Here is a 22,628-nt window from a genome sequence, read left to right as displayed (position 1 = left end):
ACTCGGGCTCGGCGAACCGGGTCAGCACTGCTGTTCCTGGTCGAGCATCCAGTCGCTGTGCTCGACCACGGGGTAGCAGGCCGGACCACTATTGCCGTAATGCGCCGCGACGATCATGCCGGTGAAGACGCCGAAGAGCATTACGAAGATCATGATCGATGCCACGATGGTGCGACTCATGCGCGTCTCCCGGACGAAGTCAGACGGGCTTACGGCTCGACGTCGGCGAGACCGCGCCGCCACAGACCGATCCTAGTGCTGCCCCACCCGCTCGCACGCGGATTGCCGCCCGTCAGCGCTGGCAGAATGGGCATATGTCTGTGAGCACCCCGATCCAGCCCGCGACCATCTCACCGCGTCGCTCCGTGCCGGCCTCGATCGCGCGCCCGCACTATGTCGACCAGCTCGGCCGCACCACGACTGCTCAGCAGGATTATGACGACCCGATGGTCAAGGATGACGAGACCATCGCGGCGATGCGGATCGCCGGCCGGATCGCCGCCGACGCGTTGGTCGAGGTCGGGCGCCACGTCGCCACCGGAGTCACCACCGACGAGTTGGACCGGATTGGCCACGAATTCGTCCTGGACCACGGCGCCTACCCCTCGACGCTGGGCTACAAGCATTACCCCAAGTCGCTCTGCACCAGCGTGAACGAGGTCATCTGTCACGGCATCCCGGACTCCCGCGAGCTCAACGACGGCGATGTGGTGAAGGTGGACATCACCGCGTTCATCGGCGGCGTTCACGGCGACACCTGTGCCACCTACTTCGCCGGAACCCCGTCAGAGGAGGTGCGCCTGCTCGGCGAGCGGACCCACGAGGCGATGATGCGTGGGGTCAAAGCTGTGGCGCCGGGCCGCCCGGTCAGCGTCATCGGACGCGTGATCGAGTCCTACGCCAAGCGATTCGGCTACGGAGTGGTCCGCGACTACACCGGCCACGGAGTCGGCCCGAGCTTCCACACCAAGCCGACGATCCTGCACTACGACGAGCCACGGGCGACCACCATCCTCGAGCCCGGGATGACTTTCACGATCGAGCCGATGCTCACCCTGGGTGGCATCGACTGGATCATCTGGAACGACGACTGGACCGTCCTGACCAAGGACGGCTCCTGGGTGGCCCAGTGGGAGCACACCCTCGTAGTCACCGATTCGGGGGCGGAGATCCTCACCCTGCCGACTCTTTGAGAGTGCCCTGAGACGTGTGGACAGCGTTAAGACGCCCCACTACTATGAACATGCAAGCCAGGTTCTGGGGGGCCAGGCTCTGCGTGCATGGACGCTGACCGCACGAAACCAGAGGAGCCCCCCGATGAGAGCAACGGCAGAGCAGACCTGCAAGTGTGGCCACGGACGCGACGCCCACGAGCACTTCCGGGCGGGATCTGATTGTGGCGAGTGCTCGGCTACGGTCTGTAACCGATTCCGTCGGGCTCGCTTCGCGCATCGCAGTCACCGCTCCCCGGTCGCCGCACTGGTCCACCTGCGTCACTCGAGCGCCAACCACGGCACCCGCGACACGGCTTCCCGCGACGCCGCCTGAGCCCGCAGTAGCAGCGGTACTCCGAGACATGCCGGCAATCCAGGCCCGCTATCGTCTCTCTCAGCGCTCTGAATGCTGCGGCGCACCCGCTGCACCAGCACGCTGCCTGAGGAGCGTTAGTGACATCGTCGACACAGCCGACAAAGCCAACACGGCCGCCACAGCTCCCTAAGCACACCAAGCAGACCCAGCCGCCCGATCACCGCAGCATCCGCCGGCTGATTCGCCGTATCGGGAATCACCTCGTCAACTACGGCTTCGTCGCCGTCGGGGTCCTCGGCCTGCTGCTGCACGGGCTCAGCTTCCGAATCAGCTCGTTGCTGGCGTTGGCCGCCTTCTCCGGCTACTTGATCGCCCTGACCCCGGTCGCGCTCCTCCTCACCGGCCTGCGCCGGCAGTTGCGGCCGTTCGTGTTCGCGGTGATCGTGACAGTGGTCGGTGCGACGGTCCTGATCCCGCGGTTTGTGGCCAGTGACGCCGGCTACCTGCACGGGCCCCGCATCGTCGTGATGACCGGCAACCTCCGTCTGGGCAGCACCGACCCGGCCAGCGTGGTGCGGTTGGTACGCGAGCACCACGTCAACGTCCTCATGCTGGAGGAGCTCACCAAGCAGGAGCGGGCCAACCTCAAGAACGCCGGCCTCGACGCCGCACTGCCTTACAGCCTGGTCGATCCCCGACCGGATGCCCGTGGCGTCGGCCTGTGGAGCGCGTACCCACTCGCCGACCGGGAGAAGTACACCACCTTCACCTTCGCCCTGGTCTCGGCCCGGCTGCTCATTCCGGGGCAGTCAGCCAGCCCCACTGTGGCCGCGACGCACATGCCAGGACCCTTCCCGCAGTCACCCGACGACTGGCTCAAGGACATGGCCCGGCTGCCGAAGTTGCTCTCCCTGCTGGAGAACTCGGCCACACCGTATGGCGGTGGAGTGCTGGTCGGCGGCGACTTCAACGCGACCCTGGACACCGCGCAGTTCCGCAAGCTGCTCAGCGACGGCTACAACGACGCCGGGGAGCAGGCCGGTGCCGGTGGTGCCCGTACCTATCCGGCTGACACCTGGTATCCGCCGCTGATCGGCATTGACCACGTGCTGACCAACAAGGCGACGGCCCAGTCACTGGTGACGGTGAGCCTGCCCGGCTCCGACCACCGCGGGGTCATCACCACCGTCCGCCTGGATCACTGACCCTGGTCGGGGGCGCCGGCGGATCGCTAAGGGCGAGTCAACTTGTCGGTGCCGCCGACCCTAGGGTTCCGCAGTTGTCGCCGACCCAGCTGGCGAAGGCACTCAAGTTCTTGCCGATCGAAGTCGAGTCGGCGCCGGTGATGGTGCCGTCAGCGAACTTGTGGACCACCGCGGCGAGGGCCAGTACCGTCGGCTTGATCGCCTCCGGGGCTTCCCGCCCGATCGTGTCCCAGATCGAGGTCACGTCGGCCGCCTGCTGCGAAGTGGTCGGAAACTTACCGAGGAAGTTCTGGTTCACCGAGACGTCCGAGCAGAACTGGGTCAGCGGCGTGATCACGATGCCGCTGCTGGGGGCAGCGGTCGTCGGAACCAGCGACAGTGTTCCCGACGCGACCGGCGCGCTGGCCCAGGTGTTACTACCCGACGGCACCCCCGAGTTGAGAACCGACGAACCGCAAGCGGACAGCAGCACACCGATCGCCGAAAGCGAAGCCGCCAGCACGACGATCCTGCGGAGCCGTCCGAGCCGTCCGAGCCTTTCGACCCGTCCGAGGCCAGTTACAACGTTTCGTGAAATCAATGACCTTCTCATCCAGTCGGGAGCCTGTACCGCCCAGTCTATCGAGACTTACCGAGGGCGACGTATCCGTCCAATGCTGTTAACAACTAACATGACGAGCCCTATGAGAAGCATGAGAAAGGCAACCGAGATTCCGACTCGGGCATAGCCACCGGCTGGCCGAGGATCCAGGAAATAGTAGGGATACCAGCCGGCGCCGGGCCCACGCAGCAGGATGAAGATCACATACACGATCGGAAAAATGAACCAGTAGCGAATGTCGGCGTAGGCCACCCGGCGCTGCGGCGGATACGCGAACCAGAGCCAGAGCACCCCGAGCGGAGTGACCACATGCAGCACCGTGTCCGGGATGTTGCTGGTGAAGTCCAACGGACTGGACGTGAGAAATACCCGATTAACAAGGCTGGTCACCACCATGTAGCTGGTGATCGCCCCCCGGATGACATCCCAGTAGAGCGGCCGGCTGTCGCCCAGCATGATGGCGAGCATGATGATCGCGAAGAGATTGCTCAGGATCGTGAAGTAGCTGAAGAAATCGAAGAAGGCGGCCGGACCGCCCAGGGCCTGGGTGACCAGCTCGTAGAGCAGAGCGAGGCTGTCGAGCACCAGCAGCACCGCGGCGATGGGCCGCTCAGCCGACCTCGAAGTTGACTGGTGCACCTGTCGATCATGGTCGTACAACGTCAGACCCGCATATTCGTGAGAAGGATGTCACAGGGATTCCACGAGACCGGGAGTTTCGTCCGGTTCAGTGATCGCCGGGGCACTGGGCGTGGCAATACCGCGGAAATGCAAGTGTCGTCTACTGGCTCTGGGGCGACAGGGCGAGGCCAATAAAGCTATCGTGTGGCTGTGAGTGCGGCGTGTAATGAGTGCCTGCACTGGACACGAACTTCGTCTCGCTGACGCGGTTCAAGCTGCCGGGGGGCAACTGGTGAGGTCATGAGGAGGGCGCGATGAGCACGCTCGAGCCCGACCGCGCCGCCAGCGCCGAGCGCACCCCCAGCCCCGATCGCCTCGGCACCGCTGTGAGCGTCGTCATCCCCTGTTACAGCGACGAACGCTGGAGCAGCATCCTCGACGCCGTCGTATCGGTGCAGAAGCAGTTGACACCGGCCGAGAAGATCGTCGTCGCGGTCGACCACAACCCGGCCCTCTCAGCTCGGCTGCGCGAAGCACTCCCGGAGATATCGGTGGTCGACAACGCCGCGGGCATCCGGGGCGCGTCGGCCACCCGCAACGCCGGCGCGGCCGATACGACCACCCCGCTTATCGCCTTCCTCGACGACGACGAGGTAGCGCTGCCGGAGTGGCTCGGCACCCTCATCGCCCCTTTCAGCGACCCGGACGTGGTCGGCACCGGCGGCCGCTACGAACCGATCTGGGAGACCGAGAAGCCCAGTTGGTTCCCCGATGTCTTCGCCTGGGTCATCGGCGGCCACTACGAGGGGATGCCGGAGACCGTCTCGCGGGTACGTAACGTCTGGGCCGGCAACATGGCGGTGCGGGCCGCCGAGTTCCGGGCCGTGGGCGGATTCCTCGCCTCCTTCGGCAAGCTGGCCGCCTCCTCACAGCCCGAGGACACCAGCCTCTGCATCAGCATGCACCGCTACTCCGGTGGCCACTGGATGTACGTGCCGGAGGCCGTCATTCATCACGCGGTACCCCGCGAACGCGCCACGTTCGCGTTCTTCGTGCGTCGTTGCTACTCCGAAGGCCACGGTAAACTTCTCCTGCGGGCGAACCTTCCCACTCAGGATGACGACGAGACACTCTCCGAAGAGCGTCTCTACCTGATAAGAGTGCTGCCCCGCGGGGTGCTGCACGAGCTCCGGGACACCAGCCGGGCCTTCTCTCGGGTCTGCGCCATGCTGGCCGGAGTGACGGCGGCTGCAGTTGGAGCTTCGGTGGCGATCGGCCAGCGAGTCTTCAGATTGGGTAAGGAACGCCGTGAAACTAGTCACAAAGTCCTGTGAATAGTCTGGTCGACGATCTAGCGGGATGCCAATGACTTCAGCAGCAACCGATGAAAACATCGCCGAAGAGCCCATGCCGTCAAGCCCCGCCGTGCCGCTGCCTGCCCTGATCCTCGACTGCGAGCTCTCCGACCCGATCAGCGACATCCGCCCAGCCGGCGAGAGCTACCTCGAAGCGTGGATTCTGCTGCGGCTCTTCGCCGAACCAGTGGGTTTCATCCGGTTGCCGTTCATCGACGGCGCAGTCACCGTGAACGCGATCACCGAAGCGGCCCGCGCCGAGGCCGGCAAGGCCATCGCCGAACGGGTCACCGCGAACGGGGGCGACCCAGACGCGGTCCTCTCCGGTGAGGGTTCGAAGATCACGAATGATCCTATATTCATTGCTGATCAGGAACGCCTGATCACCTCCGGTCCGAAGGTCACCGTCGTCATCTGCACCCGCGACCGCCCCGACGACCTGGACCGGGCGATCGACTCACTGCAGCACCAGCGCTACCGCAACTTCGACGTCCTCGTCGTCGACAACGCGCCGCCGAATGACTCGACGCGGCAACGAATCGCCGCCCGCCCGGCGAGCGACAACATCACCTACACCGTGGAGCCGCGCAAGGGCCTCTCCTGGGCCCGCAACTGCGCGATCGCCATGGTTACCAGTCCGTATGTCGCCTGGATGGATGACGACGAGACCGCCGACCCGCACTGGTTGGTCGAGATCATGGCCGGCTTCGATCGGCTGCCCAACGCGGCCGCGGTGAGCGGCATCGTCATACCGGCCGAGGTGCGCACTCAGCCACAGCTCTGGTTCGAGCAGTACGGCGGCCACAGCAAGGGGCGGGGGTTCGTCCAGGATGTCTTCGACGCCAAGGCGCCGGGCGCGCAGAGCCCGCTCTTTCCGGTACCCCCATTCGGGGTGGGCGCGAACATGGCCTTCAACACCGAGAAGATGCGAGCGATGGGCTTCGACAATGCAATGGGCGCCGGCACGCTCACCTGCGGCTGCGAGGACACGCTGATCTTCAGTCGGCTGCTGCTGGCCGGCGAGAAGGTCGTCTACCAGCCCACCGCCCTGATGCGGCACTACCACCGCGAAGACTGGGCCGCCCTGACCAAGCAGATGTACGGCTACGGAGCCGGACTCACCGCGTTCTACACCGCCCTACTGCGCTACGAGCCCAAGCAGTTGCTCGCCCTCTTCGCACTCATCCCGTCGGCCGCGCGCACCGCCTTCGGCAAGGGCGAGGTGAGCATGCGCGGGGTCCCCGAGGACTTTCCAACCGAACTGCTGCGTTACAAGACCCGCGGCATGATCGCCGGTCCGGTGCTGTACCTACGAGCGGCCAGCCGGGCCCGTCGGGCTCGACGATCGTCAGCATGACCGTCCCGAGCGCGGCGGTCGATGTGGCCCTCGTGGATGACGCCCCACCGACCGGCCGGCTCTATCGTGATGCCACCTCACTGGTCGCTTCGTCCCTGGTCGCCGCCGCCACCGGGATCATCTTCTGGGCCGTGGCCGCCCGACTTCTCACCCCGGATCGCCTCGGCGTCCAGACCGCTCTGCTCTCGGCGATCTCCGGGCCGGCGCTGATCATCGCCGCCGGCATCGGCGACGCCCTGAACGCGATGATCCCGTCCCACCGGGGAGCGGAGGGGGCGATCGTGCGTCTGGGGTACCGCCTCGCCTTCATCTACGGCATGCCGGTCGCGGTGATCGCCGCCATCGCGTCGGCGACCTTCCTGCCGTCGGTGCGCGGGTCGGCGCTGGCCGCAGTTTCGGTCTTCGTCGGAATCGTGGTCTGGACGCTCTTCGCGATTCAGGACTCCGCGCTGACGAGCCTCGGGCGGGCCCGCTGGCTGCCCTTCGAGAACGGGTTCGCCGGGCTCGCGAAGCTGGCCATCCTCCCGTTCATCACCGCGACGCTGCTCTCGGTGGTCTGGGCCTCGATCATTCCGGCGGCCATCGCCGTCGCCTTCTTCGCCCCGATCCTGCGCCGGATCACCCGCCGCGACGACGCCGAACTGGCCAGCGCGAAACTCAGTGCGGTCGCCGGCCAGCGACTGCGCCGCCTCTCGATCCGCACCACTGCTTCGGTGGCCCTCACCCTGGGCGCATTGACGCTGCTGCCGTTCATGGTCACCGCACTCGGCGGCGCCCGGCAGGGGGCCGTCTTCTCGCTCTCGCTGAGCATGACCGCGGTACTCGACTTCGTGACCGCCGGGGTCGGCATCTCGTTGGTGGTGCAGGCCTCCTCGCGGCGCGATCACGAATGGGCGCTGGTGCGCTCGGCATTGACCCGCACCGTCCCGATCGTGACCTTCGGCGCCGTCTGCCTGGTTGCGCTCAGCCCGCACGTGTACCGGCTGCTGAACGCCAGCTATCTCGATCTGCACGGCGTCGAGATCGTCACGATCCTGGCCGTCGCGGCCGTGCTGCGCACGGTGTATCTGCTCTGGTCGTCACTGCAGCAGGCCCGCCAGCAGTTGACGTTCGTACTGACGATCAACTCGGTCGCCGCCGTCGGCGGGTACCTCGCGGTCGCCCTCACGGTGCCCAGTCACGGCGCGCTGGCCGCAGCGTTCACCGTTCTCGGCATCCAGATCTTTCTCAGCAGTGGCGCCGCCGTCCACATGATCTGGAGCTGGCGCACCCGCGGAGTGAAGCCGGGGCGACACTCGCGGACCAATCGAATCGAGCCGACCGGTGCCGAGGCAGCCGACACGGAGGATCAGCATGCCGGGATCTGAGGCGCTGCCGGTGACGCTGCAGCCGATCTCCGACACGGGCGAGGCGTCCTGGCCCTCGGCGATCTGGGTCGGTGAGATCGACGATCAGACCACGCTGAGTGGGCTGGTCGGGCTGGACCGCTCGAAGGGCTACGCCCGCGCCCGCGTCCTGGTCCGCCACGGCCGGTCGACCCGGGGATTCGTAGAGGTCGCGGTGGTCGACGGGCTGATCGACGGCGACGATCTCGCCCGCCGAATCAGCGCGCTGGCCCCCGCGCCGCCGCCGCCGGCCCGTCCGAGTGACCCGCCGATCAGTCTGCTGATCTGCACCCGGTCGCGCCCGGACGCGCTGCGCTCGGCCCTCACCGACGCGCTGGCCCTCGGCTACTCGAACTACGAGGTGCTGGTCGTCGACAACGGGCCCGAGAACCCGTCGACGCGCCTGGTCGTGGAGGAGTTCGACGACCCGCGGCTGCGCCGGGTCGAGGCGCCGATCCAGGGACTGGCCCGGGCGCGCAACGTCGGCCTGCTGGCCGCCGCGCATGACATCGTCGCCTTCACCGATGACGACGTGGTGGTCGACCGCTGGTGGCTGGACGGAATCGCCGACGGTTTCGCCCGCGGCGAGAAGGTGGCCTGCGTCAGCGGAATCGTGCCCACCGTCGAGATCGGCTCGTCGGCCGAGTGGTACTTCGACAGCCGGTTCAACTGGGCCGACAGCTGCACCCAGGACGTCTTCGCGGCCGCGCAGAAGCGGGCCGGCGAACCGCTCTTCCCGTTCCGGGTCGGTCGGTACGGCACCGGGGCCAACTTCGCGGTGCGCCGCGACGCGATGCTCGCGATCGGCGGCTTCGACGAGGGGTTCGGCGTCGGGTCGCCCACCGGCGGTGGCGAGGACATCGACATGTTCGTCCGGGTGCTGCTGGCCGGCTACGAACTGGCCTTCGAGCCGGCGGCGGTCATCTGGCACAAGCACCGCGCCGACACCGCCGACCTGAAGCGGCAGATCGCCGACTACGGCCTCGGTCTCGGCGCCTGGTTGACCAAGCTGATCGTCAACCCGAAGACGCTGGTGATGATCCTGCGTCGTCTGCTACCGGCATTGTTGTACCTGGCCCGACTCACCAAGGTCGAGTCTCCGCAGACCGATACGACTCATCACGAGCTCTTCGCCGACGTCGGCAAGATCGAGCGTTCCGGGATCATCCGGGGGCCCTATGCACTGTGGCGGGCCCGGCGATCTGGGGGCCGAGCCCGTCCGCTGCTGGGCTTGAACGGCACCGGCGCGGACGTCGTGACCCCAAAGACCGCCCCCGAGGTCCCCGAGGTCCCGGATGCTCCCGCCTCAGTGACCTCAGTTTCCGCGCAGACCAAGGAGTCGAAGCAGAGTTGAGCCCGGCGAACCCGACCATCGAGATCATCATCCCGGTCAAGAACATGGCGGCTCACCTGCGCGCCTGCCTCTCCACACTCATGCCCCAGCTCGGGGCGGACGATCTGCTCACCGTGGTCGACGACGGTTCGACCGACGACACCGCCGCGGTGGCCCGGGCCGCCGGAGCGCGAGTGCTGACGCCGACCGTGGGTTCTGGCCCGTACGCGGCCCGGCACTCGGCCGCGATCGCGTCGACGGCCGACATCCTGCTCTTCGTGGACGGTCGCTGCCGGGCCCGTCCGGGACTAATCGAGAGCCACCGGGCGATGTTGAGCACGCCCGGCGCCGTCCTCTCCTGCACGGACGTGCAGACCGAATCCGGCCCCACCCTGGCCGCCAAGATCGCCTCGACCCTGAACCCGTTCAGCATCGACGGCTACATCGGGGTACCGGGGCGAGCCGACTACTACCCGACGGCAAACCTCGGCATCACCCGGGCCACCTACCTGGCCGTCGGGGGCTTCCGCCGGATGCGCAGCGCCGGCGACGCGGATCTCTGCTGGCGCGTGCTGAAGCAGACACAGGGCAGCTTCGCCACCGACCGTCGGGTGTTGATGTCGTGGGTGCCGCGCGACAAGATGACCGACCTCTTCGAGCAGTGGTACCGCTACGGCCAGAGCTCGGTGGCGCTCAATGCGCTGCACCCACCGGCCGAGGTCGGGCGCAGCACCGGCGCGGCCACCACCGGCCGGATGAGCGCCCTGCTGGACGGGGTCCGCCGGGAACCCCGAAAACTGCTGGTGCTGCTGCTGCGCACAGCGCTGCACGTCGTCTACCTGGCCGGACGGCTGCGGGTAAAGCTAAGCCGAGAAGCTTTCACCGACCCCGGACTCTACGGGGAACCCAGACCGGTCGCATGACACTTCGTGTGCTCGCCCTCGACCGGGCCGTCGGCCTCTGGGGGGCGCAGGTCGTGCTGCTGCAGCTAGCCCAACCACTGGCCGAGCGGGGCATCGAGGTCACGCTGGCCACCCCGCCGCGCAGTGACTTCGGCGACGTCTGGCGGGCCCAGGGCCACCCGGCCATCACGCTGCAGACCGCGCCGGGGGTCTCCCCCCGCACCGACGGGTCCCTCTCCCTTCGCGCGCTGGCCGCCCTCTCCGTCGACGCCCTGCGCAGCACCGGCCAGCTGGCCCGCGTGGCCCGCGACTTCGATCTCCTGCACGGCAACGGCCACGACGTACACCTGACCGTTGCAGTGGCTGGACGCCTTAGCCGGGTGCCCAGCCTGCTGCACCTGCACGAGGAGTTGCCCTACCGGCTGGGACGAGCGATCAGGACGAGTGCGGTGTGGATCGGTGACTCCTCGGTCGCGGTGAGTGAGGCCGTCCGGCAGAACAGTGGACGGCTGACCCGCCGCCGTATCGACGTCATCCCGAATGGCGTTCGCACCGATTCGCCACCCCCGGATCCCGGCGCTACCGAAGGACTGCGCCGTGAGTTCGGCGTGAGTGAGGGCGACGTACTGGTCGCCGCGGTGACCCGCCTGGACCCGGTTAAGCGGGTCCAGGACCTCCTCGCTGCCCTGCACCGGCTACGGGACGTGCCGGGTTGGCGAGCGGTGATCTTCGGAGATACCTCGTCTTTTCCGGAGTATGCGGCTCAGTTGCGACGGTCGGCCGGGGAACTGGGGGGCCGGGTGCTGCTGGCCGGACGCCGCGAGGACATTCCGGCGGTGCTGCGGGCCTGCGATCTCCTGGTCCATCCCGGAATGGTCGAGGGCATGCCGCTGGGCATCATGGAGGCTCAGGCGGCCGGAGTACCGGTCGTCGCCTACCGTGTGGCCGGCATCCCGGAGGTCGTGCTCGACGGCGTCACCGGCCTACTGGCCGAACCCGGCGACGTGGACGAATTGGCCCGCCACATGAAGCGCCTGCTCACCACGCCGGCGCTACGCAGCGAGTTCGGGCGAGCCGGCCACAACCGGGCTCTCATGCACTTCAGCCTGGAGACACAGGCTGACTCCTATGCCGCGGTAGCTCGGTCGCTGACAGCGCGACGTAGCCGCCCGCGAACGTGACGAATGTCCATTCGCGGCGTGACCCGGCCCTAGCAGACCCAGTTAGAATGGTGAGGAAATCCCGCGTCCGCACGCGACGTCTCGATGCAGGTAAATCGGTCTCGATGCAGGTACTCACAGCTCGATGATTCGAATATGCCATCCAGAGACGAGACCAATACGAACCCGGAGAGTGGGCAGTGTGCACCAGGTCACAATTGAAAGTGACAGCAGTGTTACGCCGCCGCGCCCCGACTTCGCATTACATGCGCCCATGAATGGATTAAGCGTTCTCACAGAGGCGACACGATTGAATACCTCAATTGATGCCGTTCTCCGCCGGCCGAGACTAATACAGCCTCACTATTGCAAGGGAAGTTAGCTCCTTGGCGACGACACGACACACAAGTCTTCGGAATTCGTTCTGTGGACTCTCCCAGCTCGCGTTGGCTAGCTCCTTCGTCGCGCTCCTGTCGCTGATCCCGGTGCTGCCCACCTTCATCAAGGCGCCGGCGGCTGGATTCTTCGTGCTGGCCGGTCCGGGTGCGGCGATTCTGGTCTGGGTCAAGGGCATGCCGACCTACGCCTCCAACGCTTTGGTCGTGCTGCTGAGTGTCGCGGTGAACATCCTGGTGAGCTACCTGGCCACCCTCGAGGGTTTCTGGCACCCACAGATTCAGATGCTGGCCCTGCAGATCGGCACCGTGGCCTCCATTCTCATGTACGAGCTCTCGCACTTCGGTGAGAGCGCGCGCAACGCTCGGGCCGCCGCCGGCCATGAAGCCATCCCCGAGGACGAAGCCGCTCCTGAGCTGACCGCCTCCCCCGAGGCAACGGTCTGATGACGACACTCACCGATCGCCCGGCCGACGCGTCGCCGCCACCTGAGGTTCGCCTGGTCCGCTCCCGAACTCCCTTGCTGCGCCGGATCAATCTCTCCGGTGTGGTGGTCGCGGCCGCCTTCATCTGCTGGCTCATCTCGATGCCCGGCATGCACGACGTCAAGGAGAGCCAGTACGGCCTTCTCCCCGTCGCCTCGCCATTCTTCGTCGCATCGATCATTCTTACGACGATCGGTTTCGCGCTGGCCGTCCGCGCCGGCAGCACGGCGGTCGCCTGGGCCGCGACATTCTGTTCGGTGGCGATTCTGCGAGTAACGATTTCGCTGGCGACCGCAGTGCCGTATTACTCCTGGACTTATAAGCACATTGCCGTCGTCGACTACATCGAGAAGTCGGGAACGGTTGCCCGCGACGTCGATATCTATCACCACTGGCCCGGCCTCTTCGCGTTTACCGCATGGTTCTCCGATCTCACCGGTCTGAACGCGACAACCATCGCGCACTGGTACACCCCGGTCGCGTACATCATCGAGGTCGGCGTCCTCTACGCCATGGCCCGGGCCTGGGACTGCAAGAAGATGACGGCGATCATCGTCGCCTTCCTGGTGCAGAACCTGGACTGGATCGGGCAGGGCTACTTCTCGCCGCAGTGGACGGCCTTCCTGATGGCCCTCGGCGTCGTCACCCTGATCGGTCTGAGCCGCAAGCAGCCGCGCTACCTCTGGCTGATGATCGTGCTCTTCTCGGCCCTCACCGTCACCCATCAATTGACGCCCTACTGGCTGATCGCTGTCGCCGGGCTGCTCTTCCTGACCCGCCAGGTGAAACCGTGGTGGCTGTTCATCGTCTTCATCGTGATCGCCGGCGGCTTCCTCACCTATAACTGGGAGTCGGCGGCCCAGTTCCACCTCTTGAACGTCGACCCGATCTCCAACGCGCAGACCAACGTGCCGACAATCGGCATCAAGGGTCAGCAGGTGACCAGTGGCATGGTGCGGGTGCTCTGTGCGTCGTTCTGGATCGCGGCGGTGATCGCGGCGATCGTTCGCATGGTGCAGCGAAAGCCGTTCATGGCGGCCTCCGTGCTCGCCTTCAGTGCCTTCGGAATTCTCGGTGGCCAGGGCTACGGCGGCGAGGCGATCTTCCGCGTCTTCCTCTTCTCCCTCCCTGGCTGCGCACTGCTTGTCGCGCCGCTGGTCGAGAGTTTCCTCACCGCCAAGCGACGCTTCTGGTTCGTCCCGATGGTCGCGCTGCTGACCGTCTGGTCGATCTTCTCCGCCCAGGGTCTCTTCGGAGCGTGGTTCGCCTATCGCATGACGAAGGAAGAGGTGGCGGAGTCGACCGCGCTGCTCAATGACATCCCGATCCCGGCCTGGCTCACCTCGGCCGCCCCGGTGTGGCCGGAGCGCAACAGCGCCAAATACGTCGACTACGCCCGCTGGAATCACGTCTATGACCAGCAGGCCATCTACGCGACCAACCTGGTCGGATCGCACTTTGCCACCGATGCCGACTACGCGAAGGTGAATGCCCTGGTCGCGGCCCGCGGCAACGTGCCGACGTACTTCATCATCACCAAGCAGATGCAGTTCTACGACTGGTACTTCGGGATTCTTCCCTACGACGCGCTGCCCAACCTGGAGAAGAAGATGTCGGCCGACCCGAAGTGGAGCACCTATTACCGGACGAATTCGGTGATCGTCTTCAAGAGCAACTTCTTCCCGACCGGGACGGCCGCCAAGTGACGCCGCCCAGCGGATCAGCCTTCAACACCCCCTCACCGGGAACGCTCCCGGAGACCGAGGGACAGGACGTCGATGGACAGGACGTCGGGGGGAGCTCTCAGACGACGGCGACCATGACCCGGTCGCAGGAGAAGCGAGCCCGGGCGGCCAAGGTTCACCCGACCTTCCGCCCCGACGTCGAGGGCATGCGCGCCGTCGCCGTCGCCCTGGTCGTGCTCTACCACTGCGGGGTCACCGCGATTCCCGGTGGCTACGTCGGCGTCGACGTCTTCTTCGTCATCTCCGGCTTCCTCATCACCAGCCTGCTCGTGCGTGAGTTCGAGACCGGCGGCCGCATCTCCATCTCCGACTTCTACGCCCGCCGATTCCGGCGCATCCTGCCGGCGGCGACGGTTGTCCTGATCGCCACGGTGGCCGCTTCGGCCCTCTTCCTGCCGATCACCCGCATCGCCAGTATCGCCAAGGACGCCATCTGGACCAGCGTCTTCATGGCCAACTTCCGCTTCTCCGCGACCGGCACGAATTACCTCAGTGCCGCCGCTCCGCCCTCGCCGCTGCAGCACTACTGGTCGCTCGCGGTTGAGGAGCAGTTCTACTTCGTCTGGCCCCTGCTGCTGTTCATGATTCTGAAGTTGGGTCGCGGCGGGAAGCTGCACCGGGTGCCGACCACCCTGATCACGGCGGGGCTCTGCGTCGTCTCCTTCCTGTGGTGCGTGAGTTCCACCTCGAGCAACGCCACCGTCGCCTACTTCTCGCCCTTCACCCGGGCCTGGGAGCTCGGTATCGGGGCGCTCATTGCGGTCTCCGGCGTCGCGCTCGCCTCGACCCGGATGGCCAAGTGGATCCCGTTCGTGGCCGGCTGGATCGGCATCGTGATGATCGGTTACGCCGCCGTTCACTTCACCGCGGCCACGCCGTTCCCCGGCAAGGCGGCCGCATTGCCAGTCATCGGCACCGGCCTGCTGATCATCGGCGGGCAGTACCGCGCCCGAGGGGGAGCCAACTGGATTCTCACCTTCCCGCTACTGCAGTGGGTCGGCAAGCTCTCCTACGGGTGGTACCTCTGGCACTGGCCGATTCTCACGATCGCCACTGAGCGCTACCCGAACCTCACCGTCTTCGAGAAGCTGCTGCTGGCCCTCGCTGGGCTGCTGCTGGCTTTCGTCAGCTTCCACGTAATCGAAGGCCCGGTTCGGCGCTCGGTGCCGCTGTTGAAGTCGGCCTACCTCAGCATCTTCTGCGGTCTGCTGGCCATCGCCACCGTCATCGCCTTTGCCAATGCCTTTCTCGTCATGGACAACGGCCGTACCACGCTGGCTCGCTCGCAGGCCGCCGCCGCCGCGAAGCAGGTCGGTACGAACACCGGAACCGCCACCGCCAACACCGTCCTGGCCGACGTCAAGGATGCAGCGAACGACACGAAGATCCCATCGCCGCTGACGGTGCCGCTGCTGCTGGTGCCGTCCGACAAGGGACCGGCCTACGCCGAAGGTTGTATCGCCAACATCGAGTCAACGACGTCGAAGATCTGCAAGCATCTCGCCACGTCGCAGTCCCCGACCGTCGTCCTCTTCGGCGACTCGCATGCCGCCCAGTGGATGCCGGCCCTGGAGAACATCGCTACCCGGACGCCGATCAACCTGTACGTGATCACCAAGCAGTCCTGCCCGGTCGCCGACATCGAGGTGTTGAATCCGACCACCAAGAACAACTATCCGCAGTGCTCGCAGTGGCGGCAGTGGGCTCTCGGGCAGATCAAGGCGCTGCACCCGAGCCTGGTGGTCGTCGGCGAGCACATCGAGGCCCAGCCGAACGGCGCCGGTGACACCTCGTGGCAGGCCGGACTGCAGAAGAGCCTCACCACGCTGAAGTCGAGCGCGGACAACGTCGCGGTGCTCTCCGACGTCCCCGCCCACGCTCAGCCCACGGCGGAGTGCCTATCCCAGCACGGCCGTGACATCAGCAAATGTGGCGACTCGCCCGCCAACTCAATCCTGTTGCAGCACGAGGCGGCCAACGCGGCCACCGCCCAGCAGGTGGGTGTGAGCTACGTGGATGCCGTCCCGTGGCTGTGCACCACCAAGATCTGCCCGGCGGTCATCGCGAATACCGTGACGTCCTTCGACGGAACCCACCTCTCCGCCTCCTACTCGACCTACCTCGGCACGGCACTCGGCACGGCGCTTGGCCTCGAGGGTTCGGCTACGCAGGCCGTTGCGGCTGTGACCAAGGCGCTGGCGGTGAAGAAGCTCCCGGCCCAGGCGGCGAACGAGATCACCGCGAAGAACACTGGACCGCAGTACGCCGGCAACTGCCTGACCGACATCGGCGTCGCCACCTTCTCCCAGGTGCCCGAATGCACGATGGGCAATCCGGCGGCGAAGAAGACTGTAGTTCTCTTCGGTGATTCGCACGCCTGGATGTGGACGCCGGCATTCCACTCGATCGGCTACATGTACGGCTGGAAGGTCGTGCTGGTCGCCGAGGCCGCCTGCACCACGGCCGACACGCTCATCTGGAGCAGCCAGAAGAACGCGCCGAACACCGGTTGCAAGCAATGGCACACGGCGGCGATGAACTACATCTCCAAGCTGCACCCCGACGCGGTGGTCGTCGCCAACGAGGAGCAGGTTGCCCTCGCCGTCGACGGCAAGCAGACTACGTCTGGCGCCGATTCGGCAGTGAAGGCCGGGCTGGTGAAGACCCTCAACGAATTGAAGGTCATCACACCGAACGTCTCCCTGCTCGGCGATATCCCGGTGCCCGACACCAATCCGTCGGATTGCCTACCGGCCAACGCGAACGACATTCAGAAGTGTTCGCCGCCGGCGTCGGAGGCGGTCAGCCAATCCGATCTGGCCCGTGAACGGGACGCATCCAGCGAGGCTGGGGTGAAGTTCGTCGACACCACACCGTGGCTGTGCTCGACCTACTGCCCGACCGTGATCACCGATCACGTCGCCTACGTTGACAAGTTCCACATCAGCTCGAACTTCGCCATCTCGGTGACCTCCGCGCTGGCCAGTAGCCTCGAGCTCACCGGCGCCAAGTAGGCGGAATCTGACTAAACTGGCTAGCCGCTAACTTCACCAGCTCGGAAGAGGATCTCGAATGGCGACCGGTTCGGACCAGTTCAGGGCACGCAGCGCATCCCGTATCTCCAAACGGGATCTGGCTTGGCGCGAGAACGATGTCGTCTGGACGATCGGCGGGGTCATCCCACCCGATCCGGCCGAGGTTCGGGCGCAGTTGCTCGTCGCCGCTCGGGCTGGGAAGGCCGGTCATTTCCTCAAGCTCTTCGACATCGAGACCGGCACGATGGGATTGGTCGAGCCGGCTGACCTGCCGGCGTTCTGTGACGCCCTGGTCGAAACCTTCGACGAGCCCTACGGCGGTGACCTGGGCGCGGTGGCGGTGGCCGCCCAGCGCCGCCCCCTCGGACGGCTGCCGTTCCGGCTCGCGATCGGTACGGACTGGTGCGCGCTGCACTTCTCACACGCCCTGGGCGACGCGGGCAGCGTCTGGCCGCTCTTCCTCTTTCTGCTGCAGCCGGAGAAGCTGAGCACGCTGCCGCCGGCCGCAGAGCGTCGCGAGCATCCACTCTTCGATGCCCTCTGGCACAACTACGGCCGTGATCCGAGGCGTCTGCGCAAGGTCTTACAGGTACCGCGGCCGCCGATCCCGCTCACCTCGGCCGGCCCCGGCAGCTATGTGGAGCCGCAGATCGCGGTCGAGAGTCGGGTCTCGTCACTGGAGTTCCTCCCGGCGATGAAGCAGTGGCGCAAAGTCAACTGTTCCGACGCGTCGATGCCGGGCATCATCGCGTCGCGGGCGATTCAAGCCGCCCGCGACGCGAAACTCGATGTGCATTCGGGAATCGCCGTCGTAGCCGATGCCCGTCGCTACCTTCCCTCCAAGAAGTTCGGGGCCGGCAACTTCTCGGCCGGTGCATACCTTCCGATCGAGGACTGCAGCGACCCGACCGAGATCAGCCAGAAGATAACCGCATTCGCCCATTCGGGTCGCCCGCTGCTCACCCTCGCCGCTATGACGGCCGGCACCCGCCGCCGGCGCCCACCGCGGGCCGGCTGGAAACCAGATACGCAGCAACGCACCCTCGTCAGCTACTCCTACGTCGGGCGCCTGCCGTGGCTTACTCCGATACCGATCGACGCCGTGGTGCTGGGGCAACCGATCGGCGATCTCGGGCTGGGAATCGTTGTTCACGAGATGGGGCGGCGGATGTTCGGGTCGGTGACCTATGACCGCCGCTTCATCGATCAGGGATTGGCCGCGAGCATCGCCGACGCCCTCATCCAGATGCCGGTTCAGATGCCTGACGAGCGCCCCGATCTCTAACGGGATCGCCTCAGCGCGTTGAGCAGCGGCTTGTTGCGGGTGACGTCCTGGCGCACCCACCCGTCGGGAAGCTCGAGCTCGCGCACCACCCGGGCCGGCGTACCAGCGGCGAGCACTCCCGGCGGGATGTCCCTGGTGACCACGGAGCCGGCGGCGATGACGCTCCCGGCCCCCACGGTGACGCCCGGGCTGATCAGAACGTCCCGGGAAATCCAGACGTTGTCGCCGATGACGATAGGCCTCGTCTTGATCGCAGCGCTGGCGTCGACCTGGTGGAAGTCGGTGTCCAGGACGGTCGCACCGTCACCGAACATCACGTTGTCGCCGATCGTGATCCGCTCCCGGGCGGAGAGGGTGACCCCTTGATTGATGAAGCAGCAGTCTCCGATCTGCAGCACTGCCCCCTCCTCGGCGCAGAGGGTGACCCGCCAGGTAGCGCCGGAGACAAGCAGGTAATCGCCAACCCGGATCTGGCCGCTGCCGATCAGACGGGGCCGGCTGCCCAGAAAGATCGGCCGTCGGCCCAGCGTCACGCCCAACGCCCCGACGACCCGACCCCGAAGCAGGCCGAAGGCCGTCTCGCTGGCCACGCGGGCTGTGTCATAAAGCTTGTGCGGCACGCTTGACCTCGCTCTTCCGGGTGCTCTTCTGGGTGCTCTTCTGAATGGTCGCTCGAGTGGTTGCAACCCGCGCCGCGATAGTAGTCGGCGAATATTTCCGGCGACGGACTGTAGCCGCGGCCCACTCCTGACCGGGCCAGCGTGAGGAGTCTCCCAGTGTGCGCGGCGCGCGGGCTTCTGTCGGCAACTATCATCACTGAATACCGACAACCAACGCCAGCGGGCGATCCGACGCGACTAGGGCGTACCCAGCATGACTGCGAGGGAGTTCCGATGAGCACGCCAGCTCCCGAACGCGTCTGTGTCGTCGGGTCGGGTTGGGCGTTCACCAGCGGAATCAGCTACTACACCTGCCGCCTGGCCACCGCATTGGCCGAAGAGCACGAGGTCTCGACGATCCTGATGCGCCGGCTGATCCCGAAGGTGCTCTATCCCGGGCGCACCCGCGTGGGCAAACGGGTCAACAAGATCGAGTATCCCGAGAAGATGCCGGTCTATGACGGCATTGATTGGTTCTGGGGCACCACCGTCATCGGCGCCCTGCGGTTCCTGCGTCGCGAACGACCAACTGTGGTGGTCTTCCAGTGGTGGACCGGCGCGGTACTGCACTCCCAGCTGCTGCTCGCTCTGGCCGCTCGCCGGATGGGGGCCCGGATCGTCATCGAGTTCCACGAAACTCAGGACACCGGCGAAGCCCGATTCAACGGGGCCGCCGCCTATCTCAACTTCGTCGGCGCGAAGCTAATTCAGCTCGCCAGCTCGTTCGTCGTGCATTCCGACTACGACCTCGCTGCAGTGAGCAAGCGCTTCCCGATCGGCGATCGCCCGATCTACGTCGCGCCACACGGACCCTACGACCACTACGCCGACTCCGCACATGAGGCACAGACGACCCGCAGCGACGTCGTCGGAACCGACGATGACGCCACGGTGCTGCTCTTCTTCGGCACAGTGCGTCCGTACAAGGGACTGGAGTTCCTCGTCTCGGCCTTCAACTCCCTCGAGGCGTCCGAGGCCGCCAAGCTGCGCCTGGTGATCGTGGGCGAGACCTGGGAGGGCTGGTCGCAGCCGATCATCGAGGCCCGGGAGGGTCGCAACGCGGACAAGATCACCGTGGTCAATCGGTACGTCAGCGACGAAGAGGTCGCCGACTTCTTCACCCTGGCCGATGTGGCGGTGCTTCCCTACACCCGCTCCTCGGCCAGCGGCCCGCTGCACGTCGCGATGGCTTACGGCCTGCCGACGATCCTCTCCGACGTCGGCGGCCTGCGTGACGGGGCCGAGGGGTACGACGGAGTCATCTGGGTCGCTCCGAGCAGTGAGGCCAGCTTGAAGGAAGCGATCCTCGCGGCCCCGGCGGCTAAGGGGCAGCGCTTCCAGGACCCTCGCTCCTGGGGCGAGACGACGAAGATCTTCGACCAACTCTTCGACGAGCTGCCAGCGGCTACCCAGCCCCGCTGAGTGAATAGGGTGACCCGACCCCAGCGCCGGCCAAGCCGGGCGGGACGGGCGATCGTCACGATCTGCGGCACGCTGCTCGCGGCTGTCCTGGCCGGCGCCTGCGATCCCGGAGTGCCCGAATCGCCGTCCGGCGCTCCGGGGCCCACTTCTCGGGCGACCGGCACCAGTTCCACCTCCTACGGCACGCCTGGCGGCCCTTCAACACCGACGGCAACGCCGACGCCGACGCCACAGTGGACGGCCACCCGGGCGTGGACGGAGAAGTTCAGCGGCGCCGCCGGCACCCTCCCTGACCCCAGCCTCTTCAGCTACCAGCTCGGCGGCACCGGCTGGGGTAACCATGAGCTCCAGACCTACACGTCGCGGGCCGAGAACGCGGCCCTGGACGGGCAGGGGAATCTCGCCATCACCGCGCGCCGGGAGACCTACACCGGTACCGACGGCACCGAACGCGACTGGACCTCGGCTCGGCTACACAGCTACGACTCGTTCGCATTCACCTACGGCATCCTCTCGGCGCGCATCAAGGTGCCCAGTGGCCCCGGTATCTGGCCCGCCTTCTGGTTGGTCGGTCGGGACATCACCGAGGTCGGCTGGCCCAAGTCCGGTGAGATCGACATCATGGAGACGGTCAATGCGGCGATGTCGGTCGGCAGCACCGTCCATGGCCCGACTTCGGCCGGCCGAGCTTGGCAGATCAGTCACCAGCAACCGTCGGCGAGGTCGTACGCCGACACCTTTCACGTCTACTCCGTAGAGCGGCGGAAGGATCAAATCACCTTCCGGATCGACGGGGTCGCCGTCGCACACGTCGTCCCGGCGCAGCTAAAACCCAATGAAAGATGGGTATTCGAGAAGCCTATGTGCTTTCTGCTGAACGTAGCGGTCGGCGGCGATCTACCCGGCTCACCCACTGCGAAGACACCGGACGAGGCATCGATGCTGGTCGACTGGATCTCCTTCCGGCCCTAACCGGCGACGACCGCAATTCACGCCGAGATGACACGTTTGCCCTTTGCTGGTAAGGGGTTAGCTAAGCCTCACAGGTAGTTCAAGGGTACGAACTCAGCGTGCACGGTCGCGAAAAATCGCTTACCGTTTAAGGAGCCGCTCTTCGGGGGAGCGCGGAACTCCAGCCCCCTAACCCCGAGAGTCCAGCTCATGTCCATCTCTTCGAAGTACCCATCGACGCGCGCCCGCAAGACTTTACTTCTGGCCGCAATCCCGATCTCCCTCCTCGCCCTCGTCCCGCTGGCGTCCAATGCCGCCAGTGCTGCGACGGTCACCACGACAGCGACCGCGACCCCCACCCCGACCCCCGTCCCGTCGATCTCATCGAACGTCGCCGGGCGCAAGCTCGTGGTCAGTGATGAGTTCTCCGGCACAGCCGGAACCGCACCCAGCTCCTACATCTGGCAGGCCATCCAGGGCGGTGGCGGCTGGGGCAACAACGAGCTCGAGACCTACACCAACCGGGCCAGCAACGTCAGCCTCGACGGGAAGGGCGACGTGGCCATCACCGCCCGCAAGGAGACCTACACCGGCAAGGACGGCATCACCCGCAACTACACCTCAGCTCGCCTGCTCAGCAATGTCTCCGTGAAATACGGCTACATCGAGGCGCGGATGTTCGTTCCGCAGGGTCAGGGTCTCTGGCCGGCCTTCTGGACCCTCGGCTCCGACATCTACCCGAAGGGCTACCCGTACAGCGGCGAGATCGACATCATGGAGGCGCTGAACAAGATGCCGACCGTCTTCGGAACCCTGCACGGCCCCGATAGCGTCCACCAGAGCGTCTACGGCGTCGGACCGAAGACGTCGCCGGCCGGCGGCCTGGCCGGTGCCTGGCACACCTACGGCATCGACTGGACCTCGACCGCCATCACCTGGTTCATCGACGGCAAGAGCTACGGTTCGATCACCAAGGCAACAATGCCGGCCGGCGCGGTCTGGGAGTTCGACAAGCCGCACCTGATGCAGCTGAACCTCGCGGTCGGGGGTAACTGGCCCGGTTCACCGGACGCCACGACGCCGGCCGTCTCCACCATGCTGGTCGACTACGTCCGGGTCTACTCCAGCACCACGAGCGGGGTCACCCCGGCCATCGGCTACACGAAGATCAACCTCGGCTAGCGGTAGCGCTATCGAACCA

The 22,628-nt window shown here is 66.2% G+C and carries 20 protein-coding genes; 16 read left to right on the top strand and 4 right to left on the bottom strand.

All coding sequences use genetic code 11. The annotated features are described in order from the left end of the window. Window positions 1–21: 21 nt before the first annotated feature. Window positions 22–180, bottom strand: coding sequence for a hypothetical protein (locus CPH63_RS22095; protein WP_157749308.1), 159 nt, complete (start codon window positions 178–180; stop codon window positions 22–24). A gap of 134 nt (window positions 181–314) precedes the next feature. On the opposite strand from CPH63_RS22095, the gene map reads away from it, so the two are divergent. From map to CPH63_RS05480, 3 genes are all read left to right on the top strand, one after another. Further along, on the top strand, window positions 315–1,193 hold the full coding sequence (gene map, locus CPH63_RS05485) for a type I methionyl aminopeptidase (protein ID WP_096301921.1): 879 nt from the start codon (window positions 315–317) through the stop codon (window positions 1,191–1,193). 124 nt (window positions 1,194–1,317) lie between these two features. Beyond that, complete coding sequence (locus CPH63_RS22090; RefSeq protein WP_157749307.1) at window positions 1,318–1,548, top strand: hypothetical protein; 231 nt, start codon at window positions 1,318–1,320, stop codon at window positions 1,546–1,548. Window positions 1,549–1,667: 119 nt separating this feature from the next. After that, window positions 1,668–2,735 carry an endonuclease/exonuclease/phosphatase family protein gene (locus CPH63_RS05480; protein WP_096301920.1) on the top strand — a complete coding sequence of 356 codons (1,068 nt, stop codon included), beginning with the start codon at window positions 1,668–1,670 and terminating at the stop codon, window positions 2,733–2,735. 37 nt (window positions 2,736–2,772) lie between these two features. Here the strand turns inward: CPH63_RS05480 and CPH63_RS05475 are convergent, their stop codons facing one another. Together CPH63_RS05475 and CPH63_RS05470 are read right to left on the bottom strand one after the other, a co-directional pair. Continuing rightward, window positions 2,773–3,237 (bottom strand): hypothetical protein, encoded by a 465-nt coding sequence (locus CPH63_RS05475; RefSeq protein ID WP_096301919.1) that lies wholly within the window; start codon window positions 3,235–3,237, stop codon window positions 2,773–2,775. 126 nt (window positions 3,238–3,363) lie between these two features. Next, window positions 3,364–3,975 (bottom strand): Pr6Pr family membrane protein, encoded by a 612-nt coding sequence (locus CPH63_RS05470; protein ID WP_096301918.1) that lies wholly within the window; start codon window positions 3,973–3,975, stop codon window positions 3,364–3,366. Between the two features lie 296 nt (window positions 3,976–4,271). Here CPH63_RS05470 and CPH63_RS05465 point away from each other — a divergent pair, with 296 nt between their 5' ends. The 10 genes from CPH63_RS05465 (at window position 4,272) to CPH63_RS05420 (ending at window position 18,395) form a co-directional block, all read left to right on the top strand. After that, window positions 4,272–5,291, top strand: coding sequence for a glycosyltransferase family 2 protein (locus tag CPH63_RS05465; RefSeq protein ID WP_096301917.1), 1,020 nt, complete (start codon window positions 4,272–4,274; stop codon window positions 5,289–5,291). Window positions 5,292–5,322: 31 nt separating this feature from the next. Continuing rightward, window positions 5,323–6,669: a glycosyltransferase family 2 protein gene (locus tag CPH63_RS05460; protein ID WP_157749306.1), complete on the top strand. Its 1,347-nt coding sequence runs from the start codon at window positions 5,323–5,325 to the stop codon at window positions 6,667–6,669. Next, window positions 6,666–8,036, top strand: coding sequence for a lipopolysaccharide biosynthesis protein (locus tag CPH63_RS05455; RefSeq protein ID WP_096301915.1), 1,371 nt, complete (start codon window positions 6,666–6,668; stop codon window positions 8,034–8,036). Before CPH63_RS05460 ends, CPH63_RS05455 begins: the two co-directional genes overlap by 4 nt. Continuing rightward, window positions 8,023–9,408, top strand: coding sequence for a glycosyltransferase family 2 protein (locus tag CPH63_RS05450; RefSeq protein ID WP_096301914.1), 1,386 nt, complete (start codon window positions 8,023–8,025; stop codon window positions 9,406–9,408). Before CPH63_RS05455 ends, CPH63_RS05450 begins: the two co-directional genes overlap by 14 nt. Continuing rightward, on the top strand, window positions 9,405–10,310 hold the full coding sequence (locus CPH63_RS05445; protein ID WP_096301913.1) for a glycosyltransferase family 2 protein: 906 nt from the start codon (window positions 9,405–9,407) through the stop codon (window positions 10,308–10,310). Before CPH63_RS05450 ends, CPH63_RS05445 begins: the two co-directional genes overlap by 4 nt. Next, window positions 10,307–11,470 (top strand): glycosyltransferase family 4 protein, encoded by a 1,164-nt coding sequence (locus CPH63_RS05440; RefSeq protein WP_096301912.1) that lies wholly within the window; start codon window positions 10,307–10,309, stop codon window positions 11,468–11,470. The genes CPH63_RS05445 and CPH63_RS05440 overlap by 4 nt, the downstream gene beginning before the upstream one ends. Before the next feature lie 365 nt (window positions 11,471–11,835). Further along, window positions 11,836–12,291, top strand: coding sequence for a hypothetical protein (locus CPH63_RS05435; protein ID WP_157749305.1), 456 nt, complete (start codon window positions 11,836–11,838; stop codon window positions 12,289–12,291). Further along, entirely contained in the window at window positions 12,291–14,036 is a 1,746-nt protein-coding gene (locus CPH63_RS05430; protein WP_096301910.1) for a hypothetical protein, read from the top strand. Before CPH63_RS05435 ends, CPH63_RS05430 begins: the two co-directional genes overlap by 1 nt. Continuing rightward, a complete protein-coding gene (locus tag CPH63_RS05425; RefSeq protein WP_096301909.1) occupies window positions 14,033–17,089 on the top strand; it encodes an acyltransferase family protein in 3,057 nt (1,018 codons plus the stop codon). Before CPH63_RS05430 ends, CPH63_RS05425 begins: the two co-directional genes overlap by 4 nt. 58 nt (window positions 17,090–17,147) lie before the next feature. Then, window positions 17,148–18,395 carry a hypothetical protein gene (locus CPH63_RS05420; RefSeq protein WP_096301908.1) on the top strand — a complete coding sequence of 416 codons (1,248 nt, stop codon included), beginning with the start codon at window positions 17,148–17,150 and terminating at the stop codon, window positions 18,393–18,395. On the opposite strand, the gene CPH63_RS23115 is transcribed toward CPH63_RS05420, so the two are convergent. Further along, the gene (locus tag CPH63_RS23115) at window positions 18,392–19,015 is read right to left on the bottom strand and encodes an acyltransferase (protein ID WP_157749304.1); all 624 of its coding nucleotides are present in this window, start codon (window positions 19,013–19,015) and stop codon (window positions 18,392–18,394) included. The two genes, CPH63_RS05420 and CPH63_RS23115, sit on opposite strands and share 4 nt — an antisense overlap. Window positions 19,016–19,288: 273 nt before the next feature. Here CPH63_RS23115 and CPH63_RS05410 point away from each other — a divergent pair, with 273 nt between their 5' ends. The 3 genes from CPH63_RS05410 to CPH63_RS05400 all read left to right on the top strand — a co-directional run bounded on the left by CPH63_RS05410 (window position 19,289) and on the right by CPH63_RS05400 (window position 22,609). After that, on the top strand, window positions 19,289–20,476 hold the full coding sequence (locus CPH63_RS05410; protein WP_096301906.1) for a glycosyltransferase: 1,188 nt from the start codon (window positions 19,289–19,291) through the stop codon (window positions 20,474–20,476). Between the two features lie 9 nt (window positions 20,477–20,485). Next, a complete protein-coding gene (locus CPH63_RS05405) occupies window positions 20,486–21,448 on the top strand; it encodes a glycoside hydrolase family 16 protein (RefSeq protein ID WP_157749303.1) in 963 nt (320 codons plus the stop codon). Window positions 21,449–21,637: 189 nt separating this feature from the next. Next, entirely contained in the window at window positions 21,638–22,609 is a 972-nt protein-coding gene (locus CPH63_RS05400) for a glycoside hydrolase family 16 protein (RefSeq protein ID WP_096301904.1), read from the top strand. Window positions 22,610–22,628: the final 19 nt, after the last annotated feature.

Origin of the sequence: Jatrophihabitans sp. GAS493 (genome assembly GCF_900230215.1) — a bacterium.
In the GTDB taxonomy this organism is placed as follows: domain Bacteria; phylum Actinomycetota; class Actinomycetes; order Mycobacteriales; family Jatrophihabitantaceae; genus MT45.
The sequence above is the reverse complement of the archived record's forward strand: the minus strand, read 5'-3'. Positions and strand labels throughout refer to the sequence as shown.